Annotated in this window: 16 protein-coding genes; 10 read left to right on the forward strand and 6 right to left on the reverse strand. The window is 35.4% G+C overall.

The genetic code is table 11. The annotated features are described in order from the left end of the window. Positions 1-5: 5 nt before the first annotated feature. Entirely contained in the window at positions 6-1,196 is a 1,191-nt protein-coding gene (locus tag MKX78_RS11375) for a glycosyltransferase family 4 protein (RefSeq protein ID WP_095373396.1), read from the reverse strand. Between the two features lie 171 nt (positions 1,197-1,367). Beyond that, positions 1,368-1,808: a hypothetical protein gene (locus MKX78_RS11380; protein WP_095373395.1), complete on the reverse strand. Its 441-nt coding sequence runs from the start codon at positions 1,806-1,808 to the stop codon at positions 1,368-1,370. Between the two features lie 167 nt (positions 1,809-1,975). Between MKX78_RS11380 and MKX78_RS11385 the strand changes: the two genes are divergently transcribed. After that, complete coding sequence (locus MKX78_RS11385; RefSeq protein WP_157733992.1) at positions 1,976-2,893, forward strand: NAD-dependent epimerase/dehydratase family protein; 918 nt, start codon at positions 1,976-1,978, stop codon at positions 2,891-2,893. Between the two features lie 2 nt (positions 2,894-2,895). Next, complete coding sequence (locus tag MKX78_RS11390) at positions 2,896-3,609, forward strand: glycosyltransferase (protein WP_095373393.1); 714 nt, start codon at positions 2,896-2,898, stop codon at positions 3,607-3,609. A gap of 442 nt (positions 3,610-4,051) precedes the next feature. On the opposite strand, the gene MKX78_RS11395 is transcribed toward MKX78_RS11390, so the two are convergent. Continuing rightward, a complete protein-coding gene (locus tag MKX78_RS11395) occupies positions 4,052-5,134 on the reverse strand; it encodes a glycosyltransferase family 4 protein (RefSeq protein WP_095373392.1) in 1,083 nt (360 codons plus the stop codon). Between the two features lie 108 nt (positions 5,135-5,242). On the opposite strand from MKX78_RS11395, the gene MKX78_RS11400 reads away from it, so the two are divergent. Then, positions 5,243-5,962: a glycosyltransferase family 2 protein gene (locus MKX78_RS11400; protein ID WP_307314152.1), complete on the forward strand. Its 720-nt coding sequence runs from the start codon at positions 5,243-5,245 to the stop codon at positions 5,960-5,962. A 77-nt stretch (positions 5,963-6,039) separates the two neighbouring features. On the opposite strand, the gene MKX78_RS11405 is transcribed toward MKX78_RS11400, so the two are convergent. The 3 genes from MKX78_RS11405 to MKX78_RS11415 form a co-directional block, all read right to left on the reverse strand. Next, positions 6,040-7,062 carry a M42 family metallopeptidase gene (locus tag MKX78_RS11405; RefSeq protein ID WP_370873311.1) on the reverse strand — a complete coding sequence of 341 codons (1,023 nt, stop codon included), beginning with the start codon at positions 7,060-7,062 and terminating at the stop codon, positions 6,040-6,042. Between the two features lie 102 nt (positions 7,063-7,164). Beyond that, the gene (locus MKX78_RS11410) at positions 7,165-7,620 is read right to left on the reverse strand and encodes a hypothetical protein (protein ID WP_307314148.1); all 456 of its coding nucleotides are present in this window, start codon (positions 7,618-7,620) and stop codon (positions 7,165-7,167) included. Positions 7,621-7,667: 47 nt separating this feature from the next. Next, positions 7,668-8,759: a glycosyltransferase gene (locus MKX78_RS11415; protein ID WP_307314146.1), complete on the reverse strand. Its 1,092-nt coding sequence runs from the start codon at positions 8,757-8,759 to the stop codon at positions 7,668-7,670. A gap of 155 nt (positions 8,760-8,914) precedes the next feature. Here MKX78_RS11415 and MKX78_RS11420 point away from each other — a divergent pair, with 155 nt between their 5' ends. The 7 genes from MKX78_RS11420 (at position 8,915) to sdaAA (ending at position 14,702) form a co-directional block, all read left to right on the forward strand. Beyond that, on the forward strand, positions 8,915-9,214 hold the full coding sequence (locus MKX78_RS11420) for a DUF2642 domain-containing protein (RefSeq protein WP_095373387.1): 300 nt from the start codon (positions 8,915-8,917) through the stop codon (positions 9,212-9,214). Between the two features lie 12 nt (positions 9,215-9,226). Next, on the forward strand, positions 9,227-9,463 hold the full coding sequence (locus MKX78_RS11425) for a hypothetical protein (RefSeq protein WP_307314144.1): 237 nt from the start codon (positions 9,227-9,229) through the stop codon (positions 9,461-9,463). Between the two features lie 180 nt (positions 9,464-9,643). Then, positions 9,644-11,572 (forward strand): LTA synthase family protein, encoded by a 1,929-nt coding sequence (locus tag MKX78_RS11430; RefSeq protein WP_322909290.1) that lies wholly within the window; start codon positions 9,644-9,646, stop codon positions 11,570-11,572. 95 nt (positions 11,573-11,667) lie between these two features. Continuing rightward, positions 11,668-11,901: a group-specific protein gene (locus MKX78_RS11435; RefSeq protein WP_095373384.1), complete on the forward strand. Its 234-nt coding sequence runs from the start codon at positions 11,668-11,670 to the stop codon at positions 11,899-11,901. Positions 11,902-12,419: 518 nt separating this feature from the next. Continuing rightward, positions 12,420-13,088, forward strand: coding sequence for a helix-turn-helix transcriptional regulator (locus MKX78_RS11440; protein ID WP_095373383.1), 669 nt, complete (start codon positions 12,420-12,422; stop codon positions 13,086-13,088). Positions 13,089-13,124: 36 nt separating this feature from the next. After that, the gene (gene sdaAB / locus MKX78_RS11445) at positions 13,125-13,787 is read left to right on the forward strand and encodes an L-serine ammonia-lyase, iron-sulfur-dependent subunit beta (RefSeq protein ID WP_341050963.1); all 663 of its coding nucleotides are present in this window, start codon (positions 13,125-13,127) and stop codon (positions 13,785-13,787) included. Positions 13,788-13,811: 24 nt separating this feature from the next. After that, on the forward strand, positions 13,812-14,702 hold the full coding sequence (gene sdaAA, locus MKX78_RS11450) for an L-serine ammonia-lyase, iron-sulfur-dependent, subunit alpha (RefSeq protein ID WP_322909291.1): 891 nt from the start codon (positions 13,812-13,814) through the stop codon (positions 14,700-14,702). Positions 14,703-14,786: the final 84 nt, after the last annotated feature.

Raw genomic sequence — 14,786 nt, forward strand, 5'->3', positions numbered from 1 at the left:
CCTCCCTATGTTTGCTTTGTCTTCAAGGCTTTTTCGTAAACGGCAATAACACAATCAATGGCTGGGGCTAAACGCCAGTAATCATGTGCGAAATGTTTGGCACGCATACCGAGATTATTCAAGAATGCTGGCTCTTGTAAGAGATAAGCAATCGTTTCATAAAGGGGGTAGGCGTTTTTTGGAGGTACTAGCATGCCTGTCATTCCATGTTGAATCATCTCGGGGACACCACCGACTTGACTAGCGATAATGGCTTTCCCAGAAATTTGTGCTTCAATAACTGATAAAGGCTGGTTCTCAATTAACGTTGGTAAAATAAGCATATCTGACTGTTGCAGTAAGGCAGGGACATCGTCTCGTTGCCCTAGAAAGACAATATCTTTCTCTAATCGTGCTTCTTTAACAAGTTTTTTCAATTCGTTCTCTTCAGGACCGTTCCCTACCAGCCAACATACCCAATCACGTCTTTTTTTCTTAAGCATTGAAAGTGCTTCAATAAGAAACCTCACTCCCTTGAATGGTGTGAACCTCCCTGTGAAAATAATCACTTTTTTATTCCGTGGTTTTTTTATATTGGTTGTTTCCTTAGCGCTAGCAGTAAAAGCTTCAATATCATAGCCATAGTGTAAAATGTTTAATTGCTGACTCGATACACCGAATTGGGAGATCAACTTTTCATACATCCATTGGTTTGCCACAATCGTACAATCGCTTGCTTCGGCTCCTTGTTTTTCAAGTTGACAGAAATATTGAACACCTTCGATGGAGCGATTTTCTATTTGCCCATGATAATGGGCATCAATAATTTCTTGAGCTACACATCCATGCATTGTAGTAACTGATGCAGTGTGAGGGTGTTTTAATCGATTGACTGCGATAGAAGAGAAAATATCTTGGGCATGTATGACATTATATTCGCTAAGGTCAATTTGTTTGAAACAATTTATATATATGTCTAATAAGGAAGAATAAGAGCCAATAATTGGATCATTACTCTCAGCCATAGGTGGTTGTCCAGCGGGTGTAGGGATAAAAATATTACGATTAATGACCGCAAGTGCTTTATGACCTTGAGTAAAGCCAATGATATCTACTGTATGACCAAGTAGTTCATATCTATTCTTTAGTTGGTTCATATATTTCCATACGCCACCAACATGCGGAATTTGCCAAAAGGTTGCAAATAAAATCCTCATATGTTCCTCTCCTTTTTGATTGTCCACATACTATGTATATGCAGTGCGCTATAATCGGTTATAGACGGGTATACCTGCTAAATATCATAAATAGAATAGCTCTGTTCAAATTAAAACGCGGACAAAACATGTTAAAAACATATATTGTCCGTGTTTTGCGTCATTCAAGAATTAATCAGAATAGGCAGCTGCATAAAATGTTTCTGGTCCTGTTCGTGTTGGAAATAACACTACCCCGCCTCCTACATTGATTGTTGCGCGATAAATTGGAAAAGTCGTTGAATCAATTGGGTTGTAATCAGCACCATTGAAAGATAATACAGTAGTTGAAGCTACTCCGAGACCTGCAACTGCTAATGATTGTGTGGCTGAATAAATGAGGCTTGGGGTACCGTTCACCACACGATATACGTTGACGACAATCGGTGTTAACACTGTAGCTAATGAAGTGAAGGCGGCACTGATAGAAAATGTTACACGTGGATTAGCACCAGCACCTGCTAAATTCAAGCCTAATGTACCGAATAATGCTGGTGTAGCTGTTACAGGTATACTAATCTGACCATTAGCTGTTGAGTTTTGTGAACTTTGTGAATCTAAAAATGTTCCCATAATGTTCACCTCCTTTGCTTGTCAGTTAGTAATACATTATGTGAATGAAGTGTAAGGTGCTTGGACAAGTTTCACCATTTTTTTAACGAATTGAGCCCGAAACAAATAGACAAACTCTTCATATGCTATTTAGTAAGTTGTTCGAATTGGAGAGTGAGAGGGGCAATATGGGTAAAGGGAAAACAATCCTTATTACTGGTGCTGGTGGGTTTACGGGTCGGCATGCATGTGATTTCTTTCATAAACAAGGTTATCAAGTATATGCATTAATGAGGAATCAACCAATATTATCATTACCATATAATATAATTATTTGTGATTTATTATCGCTTGAACAAATTGAAGAAGCAGTAAATGTCAGTAAGCCTGATTATATTTTACATTTAGCTGGGAGATGTAGTGTTACTGATTCATGGGAACATCCAGTAGATGTATTAAGTGTTAATACGATGGCAACAGCCAAATTAATAGACGAAGCTAGAAAGCATGTGAAACACTGTCGCATTCTTATACCGGGTTCTGCCTTAGAGTTTGAACCCAATCAAATAGAGACGCTGAAAAACCCTTATAGTCTTAGTAAAACAATACAAGTCATACTGGCAAAGTCCTGGATTCAGCTCTTTGAAAGCCAAGTCATCTTAGCCAAACCTACGAATTTAATTGGGCCAGGAAATTCGACGGGGATTTGTGCCATTTTAGGTCAACGAATCGCAGAAATAGAAGCAATGCATTCTCATGATAAGGAAGAAGCTATTGAGATTGCTGTCAATGCTACAAGAGATTTTCTCGATGTAAGAGATGCTATAAAGGCTTACGAATTGTTGTTAAGAAAAGGAAAAGTTGGTGAAGTGTACGAGATTTGTTCTGAAACATCTTACACACTTCTTGAAGTGATGGCTATTTACAAATCTCTTACAAATGAAAATATTCATTTTGAAGAAGTGGAAGAGTTACGACCATCTTATGTCGCATCAATGAGTGCACAAAGATTAAGAGAATTAGGTTGGGTGAGAGACTACACGTTAAAAGAATCTTTAAATGATGTGTTAACTCACTTTAGGAATAAGATAAAGAAGGATGTGTAAATATGGAGCCACTAGTTTCGGTCGTTATTCCTTTTTATAATTGCCAATATGTCGATCAAGCAATTGAAAGTGTATTACAACAAACGTATCAAAATATTGAATTAATTGTTGTCGATGATGGTTCAACTGAATACGTACATTTAGTGCAAGCGTATAAAGATAAACTAACCTATCTTTATCAAAGAAATAAAGGGACAGCAGCTGCATTAAATACGGGAATAAAAGCTGCTAAAGGTAAATATATTGCCTGGTTAAGTGCCGATGATTTATTTGAACATGAAAAGATTGAAAAACAAGTAGATTTTATGGAAGATCGTCTAGTGGATATGAGTTTTACAAACTATGATATCATCAATGAAAATAATGAAGTTTTGATGAAAAACTTAACGATTAATTTTCTATCTACCGGTCATATTTATGAAACATTTTTATACTACAATCCTGTTAACGGGTGCACAGTTATGATAAAGAAAGATGTATTTAATGAAGTGGGCTATTTTAATCCTCAATATAAATATACCCAAGACTATGATATGTGGTTAAGAGTGGTCCTTGCCAAAACTTCAATAGCATTTATTAATGAAAGTCTAACAAAATATCGTTCTCATAGTAATTCAACATCAGCTAAAAATCAGCCGGCAATGAAACTGGAAATACGTAAACTCGAAGCCATTTATCGTAAAAAATTGAGGAAACACTTAAAAAAGTTGATATAAAAATGATACTAGTTTTTATAAATAGTGACCTAGATGAATACATGCCAAATGAACACTCCGAATATGGAGTGTTTTCTTTTTACATAAAATACTTTTGTGCGTTCTAATTGTTAAACTGATAGAGATGGTTAAAAAAATGATTGCAGAGTAGGTAAAACCCTAAAGGGCGAATAAATCAATGGAGTTAAGATTCCGAGTTATACCAATAGAGTAAAAACAGAATTGAGCAGTGTAATGTACTGCTCAATTCATTTCCTAATGTATGATTATTACAATCTACTTTTTTCAATTCCTTAAAGAGGCATCTGAATTAATAAAATATTTAAATGAGTAGTTGCAACGTATTCCTTATAAGATGACATTACGTTCAATTAAAAAACAACAGCACGTAACAGATTTGGTATTTGAATTTTTTATTTGTTTTTCCATCCATAAAACATATTCAGTTACTTACTGGTAATGTACTTGTCATCATTTTCTTGAAATTCTGAGCATAAAGCGAGGGGGCAAAGTTCGTTTTTACATGGGATACTGCGTTATTAATAATTGTCTGTCTGAGCGTCTGGTTTTGAATCAGCTCTATTCCTTCTTTAACAGCTTCTTTTGGGTTGCCAATTTCATAGTATTTGCCGGTAACATTATGAGTAACAGCTGTTCTTATACCGCTAGAGTCAGTTGTGAGTATCGGACATCTACAGCTCATCGCTTCTAATGCTGTTAATGGGGCACCTTCTATTTTTGATGTCGAACAAAGAAATCCACCAGAATCACTAATAATGGAAAAGTAGTCAGCCATTTTCTCATTAGGAATATTCGGTAATAAATTGATGTTTTTTTCTAAATGATACTTTTTCATCACCTTAAAAAAATCCTCTCTATCTTCGGGTAAAGATAGTGTGGGATCTTCAAAAAGGTAGACTTGTAGCTGATTACGTAGTTTCCTTTTGAGTAGAAAACAAATGTTCAAAAATTCCTGCCAGTTTTTATTATCCTCGATTCGACCAACCCAACCAATAATTGGTTGGACAAAACTTTTGCCAGTCGCTTTATAGTTAAAGTGACTGCAATCAAAGCAATTATTAAATTCATACTTAGGCACATTTGGGAACATCTCACTTAATAATGTGGAAATATGGGGAGTTCTTGGATTAAGAAAACCATCAATATCATTCTCTGCTAATGTTTTACCAATAGAAAAACCATATCTTGTTTGTTGTATCGACCCATAACCTTGGATTTCAACAAAGATTTTACCTTTGTATCCACTTTTTTTGATAGCAGGTACCATTTTAAAATCAGAAGTAATGACAATGGCGTCATATTGATGTTTCTTTATAAGGTTAATAATTTCTTCTTCATCATTTTTAATAAATACAGGATTATAGTGTTCATTTAAATAATTTCTACGGTTTTCATAGTATAGAAAATGACAAGTGATTCCAACGTCCTTTAAAGCAATACTTCTTTGTCGATTTAAGGTTTCGACTCCTCCACTTGGTACATAGAATATAAATAATACTTTCAAGATGTACTCCTCCTATCACATTTATCCTCTAATATTATGAATATGCTTAAGTCTCACATGTGGTTTGGACAATACGTCTAGAAAGAAAGAACGGAGTGCATTTAATTTATGGATAAAGTTTCAGTAGTCATCCCTTTTTATAATTGCCGGTATATTGGTGAGGCAATTGAAAGTCTGCTTGCACAGACATATGGAAATATCGAGATTATTGTCATCGATGATGGGTCCACATTACATCTTGATAAACTTGAACCATATAAAAAACAGGTTACTTATGTAAGGAAGGAAAATGGAGGCACAGCTACAGCTCTCAATGCTGGAATTCAAATTGCAACAGGTAAATATTTTTGTTGGCTTAGTGCCGATGATAGCTATAAGCCAACAAAAATAGAAAAACAAGTAAAGTATATGGAAACATATGGCGTAAGAGCTTGTTATACCGGCTGTGAGACAATTGGGAAGAGTGATTCACAGATAGATGCTTATTTTAATCAAACCTATTCATTGCGAAGTCACTTTTTAAAAGCTTTATTAAATAGATGTTTTATTCACGGTTGTACAGTTATGCTGCATATGGATTTATTACGCGAAGTTGGTCCATTAGATGTTAGTTATCGATATACACATGATTATGAGATGTGGCTGCGGGTTGGCCTAAGTGAGGAATTTTGCTATCTTTCTGAAAAGTTAGTGAATTATCGTGTGCATGAAGAAATGGGGACAGTGCGTCATCAAAGAGAGATAAAGCAAGAAGTTCTCTTTATAAAGAGACAGTATCGAATTCAAGTATTAAAGAAAATCTCAGAGTTAAGAAGGGATGGGCATTAGGAAAAAAATATACCTGCCGTCAAACGATAAGTTTTTGGCAGGTATGGTTATATAAATTGCATATTGGATGTTAAGCTTTAACCCACTAGTTCTGACTGTAAATAATAATAAAGTAAGTCGTAAGTTTGACGAATACTCTTTTCATGCGTGCGCTCAAAAGCGTGGGAGGAATCGATACCTGGTCCTATTAATCCGTGAATAATATCAAATCCAGCTCTAATAGCGGCAGATGCATCGGAACCGTAGTATGGATAAATATCCACTTTATAACCGATTTGATGTTCTTCTGCGAGAGCGACTAAATGTTTACGCAATTGATAATGATAAGGCCCACTAGAATCCTTCGCACAAATAGAAACCGTATATTCATCAGTTGCCTGTCCATCACCGATCGCTCCCATATCCACAGCTAAATACTCTACTGTTTCGTCAGTGATATTTGAATTGCCTCCATAACCAATTTCTTCATTATTTGAAATGAGGAAATGAGTTGTATAAGGTAATTCAATACGAGCAGTAACGATTTCTTTAATTAACTGCAGTAAAATAGCTACACTTGCTTTATCATCCAAATGTCTAGATTTGATAAATCCAGCGTTGGTTATTTCCACTCGTGGATCAAATGAAACAAAATCTCCTACGGCAATTCCTAGTTTTTTAACGTCTTCAATGGAGTGTATTTCTTCATCTAAACGTACTTCCATATTATTTATATTTCTTTCCGCTGTCCCAGCATCTTTATATACGTGAACAGAGGTCTGATGCATGAGAATCGTACCAGTATATTTTTTTCCATCTGACGATTCTATCTGACAGTACTCGCCTTCAATAGAGTTATAACGAAACCCACCAATCAGATCAATTTTTAATCTGCCACTCGGTTTAATTTCCTTTACAATGGCTCCTAATGTGTCCACATGTGCAGTTAACATCCTATGTTGGGAATTGTCTTTGCCAGTAATTGTTGCGATAAGAGCACCTTTGCGGTTTTTTCGTGTTTGTACTCCAAGTTCACGCAAGTATTCCTCAACGAATGAAATTACTTCATATGTATTCCCTGATGGACTAGGGATGGAAACTAAATCTTTTAATAATTGCAGTGTTTCTTTCGTTTGAAAGTTAGTCAAATTTTGTGTGCCTCCTATATGTTTAATTGTCTATTATTATACGCCTTTTTTGTGTGCCTGAACATGCCAGGCTGTTTATTGCTTTTGTGATTGAGATTCTCTTTTTTTAAGCTCTTGTATGGCAAGTATTTTTAGTGAAAGAATTTCTTCTTCACTAAAATGCTTATTAACGGTATCCATTAATTCTTCTTTATCTTTCTCCGTTAACCCTTGTTTTAGTTTTGTAGAAAAATCCTTGATGTCTTGATTGCTGAAGGTTTGCGTTACTTTAGTCATGGCTTCTGATCTCGTTTTTATTGGTAAGTCCGTTTTACTTAAGTTCATTGTTGCAAGCTCGACTTTTTCATTTATATATGGCTGGATTGTAGGGTCGTTTAATAATTTTTGCATGTCTTCTTCTTGAAGCGTGTCAGCCAGTTTTGAAGCTGCTTGATAAGTTACTCCCTCTAGCACCGCAAAACAAATAAGTATGGCGGTGAAAACCGTTGTTAAACTTATGAAAGAAATGAATATGATTTTCTTTCTAGGCATGGGGAGCTTGCACCTCCTTTTTTCGTTTCTTTTAGCATATTTTAACATTAATTGAGGAGGTTTACGTACAAACTCGTTAAATCTTTTGTGATTTTCTCAATGTTAAAATCTTTTAATAATGCTTGACGAATATCTTTCATTCCAAGGTTTTTTTCATAAGTCATTAATTGGAGGATGTCATTTTTGATATTCCGTTGATGAATAGGTTGATCTGCCTGATGATCAGCAAAATGGCCATATTTCATCTTTTCCCAGTTTTCTTTTGTCACAATTCCACTATAACCTTTTGCTCCTGCTGCTATAACTGGGACTTCGCAGCATATCGCTTCCATTGCTGTTCTTCCGGTTCCTACAACCGCATTAACGGAATAGTAAAAGGGACGTAAATCTTGTTGTGAGCCTAATAAATGAACGTAGGGTGTTGCTCTTTTCCGATTCATCGCTTTAATCATATTATGAATTTGTTTCGTTCTAAAACCTTCCCCAGCAACAAGTGCGTATAGGTTTGGTTGTCTCAATTCTGCAATGGATTTTAACAGCCGCATGCAAATATCTGCTTTATCAAATTCGAGCCGGCTGGCATAAAAGACGACAAATCCTGTTTCTGGGATATGAAGGTTTTTTCTTACAGTTATATCAGATTGATAAAAATAATCATCTCCATCAATGCCATTTGGGATGAAAATAGATGACAGATTATATTGTTGAACCAATTGCTCTTGAACTAATTGGCTAACAGTAATGATTTGATTACATTTTGGCAGTATTTTTAATAACTCATCTTTTCTATTATATAGGCCATGAAGGGTGTAGACATAGGGGATGTTATGTTTTTGTGCCATATGAAGTAACAAAATACCTGAATATACTTGATGACAATGAATGAGATCAATTTGATGGTTATGAATGATTTCTTCTATTTTTGCTTGTATTTCGGTAGATTTTTTGTCAAAGTTGTTCGGAATTTCAACCTCATAGACAGGAATGTTCTCTTGCTTAAAATTGTCTCCTAATACGCCCGGTCTCCCGATTACAATAATCGTATAACCCATCTGCTTTAATGCTTTACTAATTGTAAATATATAAGTCACTGTTCCGTTTGCTCCTAAGTGATCAGCTACCATTAATATGGATTTCACCTAAACACATCCAATCATGTTTTTTTACATTATATGTGGGGCGTTAAAGGAATTGTTAGAAAAAAGGCGTTTGTACTGGGAAACTCGTCCATTCAGTTTGAGGAAAACAACATAAGATAGTTAGTGATTAAGGAGTGAAGGGAGGGTATTACAATATGTTATGTACTGACTCTAAGAAAAAACATCGTCATCAAGGTGGTAAGAAAAAAGAATGGAAAGAGTGTTGTGGAAGACCATCTCAGAACATTGAAACTGGCGATGACTTCTGTAATTTCGAAGGTTTAAGAAATGAGTTAAGTCGTTTAGTGGGTTCTTTTGTAGAAAAAGAAACTACTGGTGGTCCAGTTGAAGGTGTATTAGCAGCAGTAAGACAAGATTATGCCGTTGTTACTGACGGGACTTCAACATACTTCGTACCATTTAAAAATATTCAATCTGTTGTCAAATTAGGATAAGGAGGGGTTTAAATGTCTAGAGGGGTTTCAAATTTTGCCTCTACACTAGAAGAAGAATGTACCAACTACATTGGCCGTACGGTCACTGTAGTAAGTAACTTTACTTCTCAAACAGGTATCATGTTACGTGTAGAAGATGGTTCACTTGTGATAGCTCGTGTCGTATCTGGTTATTTATCTACTGAAACGGACGAGATTATTATTCCGTTATGTAATGTAAGTTATATGGAGTTATCAGGAGTTTATTGATGACTTAGAGCCTTCGAAGGTCTTTACCTTTGAAGGCTTTCACATTTTTATTTGTGTAGCAGGACGATATCAAAAAGCTTCATTTTTGAAACTTTATTATTTTTGTCTTCGTCTTCAATAGGAGCAAGCCTATATCATATTGCATTTATACTTATAAAAGAACGTGAAAGAGGTTTTATAATGGAAGAAAAAAGCCATAAATATATTTCATTTCATACGATTTTTCTCATTGCATTAAGTAGTTTTGTTATGAAGCTCTTGATTACATATAGCACACAGTTTCGAATGAGTATTGAGCTGGGAACGCAAATGATTATATTAGCTACACATATTTTAAGTTCTGCTAGCTTATTTTTTATCTTGTATATATTTAATAAACGTAAACAAATGATTTATTTACTTATCATGGATCTTTTTTTAACCATTATTCTTTATGCAAATGTTGTATACTATCGATTCTTCAATGATTTCATTACAATACCAGTCTTAATGCAAACAAGAACAAATGGGGGGCAATTAAGTAATAGTGCCTTCGCCCTCATACAGCCATTAGATATTCTCTTTTTTATAGATTTGATCGTGTTGGTCGTCCTTTTAACCGTATTTAAAGTTAAGATTGTTGGACATCGAAGCATGAAAATGGCATTGCTAGGTCTTTTCTTAGGAATAATGATGGTTATAGGAAATGTCATTTTAGCAGAAAAGGAACGACCGGGGTTATTTCAGCGCTCATTTGATCGCGCCTATATAGTCAAGTATTTAGGGTTATACAATTTCACACTTTTTGACATTTATCAAAATATACATGCGACTAGTGAAAGAGCAATGGCAGATAGCGAAGATGTGGCAAAGATTAAAAAAGAAATTCAAGATCGCTATGTTTCGCCTTCTCAGGATTATTTTAAATTGGCGCAAAATCGCAATGTGATAGTAATCTCAATGGAATCATTACAAGATTTTGTAATCAATATGAAAATAGAAGGGAAGGAAGTCACACCTTTTCTCAATTCTTTAGTAGAAGATGAGGAGACGTTTTATTTCGATCAAATCTATAATCAAACGGGTCAAGGTAAAACATCGGATGCTGAGTTCATTCTTGATAATTCTTTATATGGCATGCCGCAAGGATCGGCCTATGTAAATAAAGCGCAAAATACCTTTCAATCTACACCAGGAATATTAAAGGAATATGGTTATACATCTGCTTCCTTTCATGGGAATTATAAAACATTTTGGAATCGGAATGAAATGTATCGTTCTCAAGGCTATGACCGTTTCTATGATGCATCATATTATGATATGAATGAGAGAAATACGAAGAATTATGGATTGAAAGATAAACCTTTTTTTGAAGAGTCGATGCCAATATTACAGGGATTACCTGAACCTTTTTACGCAAAATTTATTACATTATCCAATCATTTTCCTTTTGAAATGGACGAATGGGATACAAATTTCCCACAAGCTAATACAAATGATAAGGTTGTTAATCAGTATTTCCAATCAGCAAATTACTTAGATTCCGCATTATCTAAGTTTTTCACAGGTTTGAAAAAGAGTGGATTGTATGACCGTTCTATTATTGTCCTTTATGGTGATCACTACGGAATTTCAGAGAATCATAATGAAGCGATGGCAGAGATTATCGGTAAAGAAATTACACCATTCGAAAGTTTAAAACTACAACAAGTCCCCGTCTTTATTCATATCCCTGGAGTGAAAACAGGTGATTATCCTCAACCTATCGGTGGACAATTGGATATTAGGCCTACACTTCTACATTTATTAGGGGTTGAAACCAATCAATATTTAGGTTTAGGAACAGATTTATTAGCTAAAGGTCATATCGAACTAACGCCATTACGAAATGGTGATTTTGTCTCGAATGATATAAGTATGATTAATCAGCGTTATTATGATAGTAAAAGCGGTAAAATGATATCGTATGAGGAGGAGTTTGATCAACTGACACAAGCAGCGAGAGAAAAACTTGATCTTTCAGATGAAATATTAACAAAAGATTTATTAAGGTTTTATCATCCAGCAGGGTTTACCCCTATCAATCGTGAGGACTATCAATATGTTCAAGACGATGAAGCGGAAAGTTAAAGTATTGAATGTGAACTTCAGGTTAAAATATAGCAAATAACTTATATTCAATGTTATACTTCATACATTGAAAAATTGATTAAGGGGGATAAAAGATGAGCGAATGCAAATTAGATCACACAATGACTGATGTAAAAAATAAGTATATAGATCAGCAATCGTATTTGCCTAAGGATTTGCATGCAAAGTTCGACCTTTTTTTCCAAGAAGAACATAGCCAAGAAATCCTAAACGATGTATTTCATTTATTAAAGAAATACGATTTAGCTGATGAAGAGGAGCAAGACACGAGAAATAATCGTCTTCATTTAGTCTTAAGAAATGTTTGATGATAAAGCGAGAGGACTTTTGTTCTTTCGCTTTTCATTTGTTGTTTTTTGGGTCGATGTGTGTAGCATGATTTGAAAGTATTTTAAAGTTGCTCTCATAAATTTAATCCAAGCTGAAACCCTCACAAAATAAAAAAAGCAGTTTTCCACTTCCAAGAAGAGTCCCAAACTATGAGCGTTGGCAAAATTAAACAAAAAAACTCTGCTCACGTACGAAAAGTGAGTGATTTTGATGTTAGACGTGGGGATACGTTGACACGTAACAAGTAAATGCCCCCTTCTTTCTCGAGTGAATTGTGGATATAATCTATTCTCATATAAACTTACATAAGCTATTTTAGACTCACTGTTTTTATTTGTTGTTCTTAGTTTATAGTTCTTTCAGAATGATTTTACAAAAAAATTGTATGCATTAAAAAAATATTTTAATTATAGTTTATGTGTGTTATGATGATTAGGATTTGAAATACAACCATTTTGAAAACGGTTTCATTCGAAGAGTATAGGATGTGACAAAGATGAAAAAGAAGGATCAACATATATTTGACTTTGCTATTAGAACGGCAGATATGCTTGTGAAAATGTTTGGCCCTCATTGTGAAGTAGGTGTTCATGATTTCGCAGATTTTAAGAAATCGCTTATACATCTTGCCGGTAATGTAACTGGTCGTTCAATTGGTGCTCCAATTACGGATTTAGTTTTGAACGAATTAGCAAAGGGTAACCATGAGGCAGAGGATCTTGCCAACTATAAAACGCAGACACCAAAAGGAAATGTAATGAAATCATCGACCGTTTTCTTACGAGATGAACATAATAAAATTATTGGCGCGCTATGTATGAACTACGATATAAGCTTGATGATGCAATTTGGTGGTGTCCTTGAAACGTTAACAAACTTTAATGAAGAAGATACAAAGGATGAAACTTTCTTTACATCCGTACAGGATATTGTTCATGAAATGGTAGAACAAGTCCTTCAACCGTTTAAAAAGGCACCTGCAAGTATGACGATTGATGAAAAAATTGAGGCAGTGAAAAGGTTAGAGGAAAAAGGAACCTTCTTAATTAAAGGAGCCAATGAATATGTTGCTTCTATTTTAGGAGTTTCTAAGTTTACTATTTATAATTATTTACAAAAGATAAAAGTGATGAATGAGAATGAGAACACACATGAGTATGTATAAGATAAAGAGTCAGTTAATGATAAAGGAGCATAAGATATGAAATATAGATCAGCATTTGATATTATCGGCCCAGTTATGATCGGACCTTCTAGCTCACATACAGCTGGAGCTGCTCGAATTGGAAGGGTAGCTCGGACCTTATTTGGCAGACAGCCAACGAAGGCGGAAATATATCTTTATGGTTCATTTGCGAAAACGTATAAGGGACATGGAACAGATGTGGCAATTGTAGGGGGAATTCTTGATTACGATACGTATGATGAACGCATCCCTGGATCGCTTCAATTAGCCGAGCAACTGGGAATGGAAATCGTGTTTTCTGTTGAAGAAGCAGTTGTCGATCATCCAAATACTGTGCGCATTAAATTGTTCGATGATGATAAAGAAATGGAGCTAGTTGGTATTTCCATTGGTGGAGGCTCTATTGAAATAATTGAATTAAATTCATTTGCGCTTAAACTTACAGGTGAACATCCCGCTATCTTAGTGGTCCATAATGACCAATTTGGTGTGATTTCAAAAGTTACTTACCTTTTAGCACAACATGAAATAAACATCGGTCATATGGAAGTGTCAAGAAAAGAAAAAGGGAAAATGGCTTTAATGGTCATTGAAGTTGACCAAAATATTGATCAAAACTTAATGGACGAAATTGCTCAGTTACCACATATCACTCAAGTCATCAAGATGGTGGATTAATGACAGCATGTAGGAGGGATGTATATGTTATTTAAGAACGCGGCAGAATTAGTAGAAATTGCAGACAAAGAGCAAATTAAAATTGCAGAAGTGATGATTCGCCAAGAAGTTGAAGTATCCGGGCGCGCACGTGAAGATATTATTGCCCAAATGGATCGTAATCTTACCGTTATGGAACAAGCAGTAGAAAGAGGTTTAAATGGTGTAACTTCCGTTTCTGGGTTAACAGGAGGAGACGCGGTTTTATTACAAAAATATATAAAAAGTGGAAAAGCACTTTCTGGTCATACACTGCTAGATGCTGTTAGCAAAGCTGTTGCTACAAATGAAGTAAATGCAGCAATGGGAACTATTTGTGCGACACCAACAGCGGGTTCCGCAGGCGTTGTACCTGGAACGTTGTTTGCTGTTAAGGATGTACTTAACCCAACAAGAGAGGAAATGATTGAATTCTTATTTACATCCGCAGCTTTTGGCTTTATTGTTGCCAATAATGCATCCATTTCCGGAGCAGCTGGTGGCTGCCAAGCAGAGGTGGGGTCAGCGAGTGGGATGGCAGCTGCAGCTATTACAGAAATGGCAGGCGGTTCACCTTCTCAAGCAGCACATGCGATGGCGATTACTTTAAAAAATATGCTCGGTTTAGTATGTGATCCTGTAGCTGGTTTGGTAGAAGTCCCTTGTGTGAAAAGAAATGCAATGGGTGCTTCAAATGCGATGACAGCTGCTGACATGGCATTAGCAGGTATCACAAGTAGAATTCCATGTGATGAAGTAATTGATGCCATGTATCGTATTGGTCAAACGATGCCTTCTGCGTTAAGAGAAACGGCTGAAGGTGGGTTAGCTGCTACACCAACAGGTAGAAGGTTAGAAAAAGAGATTTTTGGGAACAAAGCAAAAGCAGGTAAATAATATGAAATAGTACTTAAATGAACATTCTTGCTTCGTGTCTATACGATTCAAGAGTGTTTCTTTTTTTGATTGTTTAGGTAAAAG

It is taken from the genome of Cytobacillus sp. FSL R5-0569 (assembly GCF_038007265.1).
In the GTDB taxonomy this organism is placed as follows: Bacteria; Bacillota; Bacilli; order Bacillales; family Cytobacillaceae; genus Cytobacillus; species Cytobacillus kochii.

Bases quoted from the DNA above. Each gene is read 5' to 3' on its own strand.
- MKX78_RS11375 (WP_095373396.1), bottom strand. From the start codon at position 1,196: ATGAGGATTTTATTTGCAACCTTTTGGCAAATTCCGCATGTTGGTGGC.
- MKX78_RS11380 (WP_095373395.1), bottom strand. From the start codon at position 1,808: ATGGGAACATTTTTAGATTCACAAAGTTCACAAAACTCAACAGCTAAT.
- MKX78_RS11385 (WP_157733992.1), top strand. From the start codon at position 1,976: ATGGGTAAAGGGAAAACAATCCTTATTACTGGTGCTGGTGGGTTTACG.
- MKX78_RS11390 (WP_095373393.1), top strand. From the start codon at position 2,896: ATGGAGCCACTAGTTTCGGTCGTTATTCCTTTTTATAATTGCCAATAT.
- MKX78_RS11400 (WP_307314152.1), top strand. From the start codon at position 5,243: ATGGATAAAGTTTCAGTAGTCATCCCTTTTTATAATTGCCGGTATATT.
- MKX78_RS11410 (WP_307314148.1), bottom strand. From the start codon at position 7,620: ATGCCTAGAAAGAAAATCATATTCATTTCTTTCATAAGTTTAACAACG.
- MKX78_RS11420 (WP_095373387.1), top strand. From the start codon at position 8,915: ATGTTATGTACTGACTCTAAGAAAAAACATCGTCATCAAGGTGGTAAG.
- MKX78_RS11425 (WP_307314144.1), top strand. From the start codon at position 9,227: ATGTCTAGAGGGGTTTCAAATTTTGCCTCTACACTAGAAGAAGAATGT.
- MKX78_RS11430 (WP_322909290.1), top strand. From the start codon at position 9,644: ATGGAAGAAAAAAGCCATAAATATATTTCATTTCATACGATTTTTCTC.
- MKX78_RS11435 (WP_095373384.1), top strand. From the start codon at position 11,668: ATGAGCGAATGCAAATTAGATCACACAATGACTGATGTAAAAAATAAG.
- MKX78_RS11440 (WP_095373383.1), top strand. From the start codon at position 12,420: ATGAAAAAGAAGGATCAACATATATTTGACTTTGCTATTAGAACGGCA.
- sdaAB (WP_341050963.1), top strand. From the start codon at position 13,125: ATGAAATATAGATCAGCATTTGATATTATCGGCCCAGTTATGATCGGA.
- sdaAA (WP_322909291.1), top strand. From the start codon at position 13,812: ATGTTATTTAAGAACGCGGCAGAATTAGTAGAAATTGCAGACAAAGAG.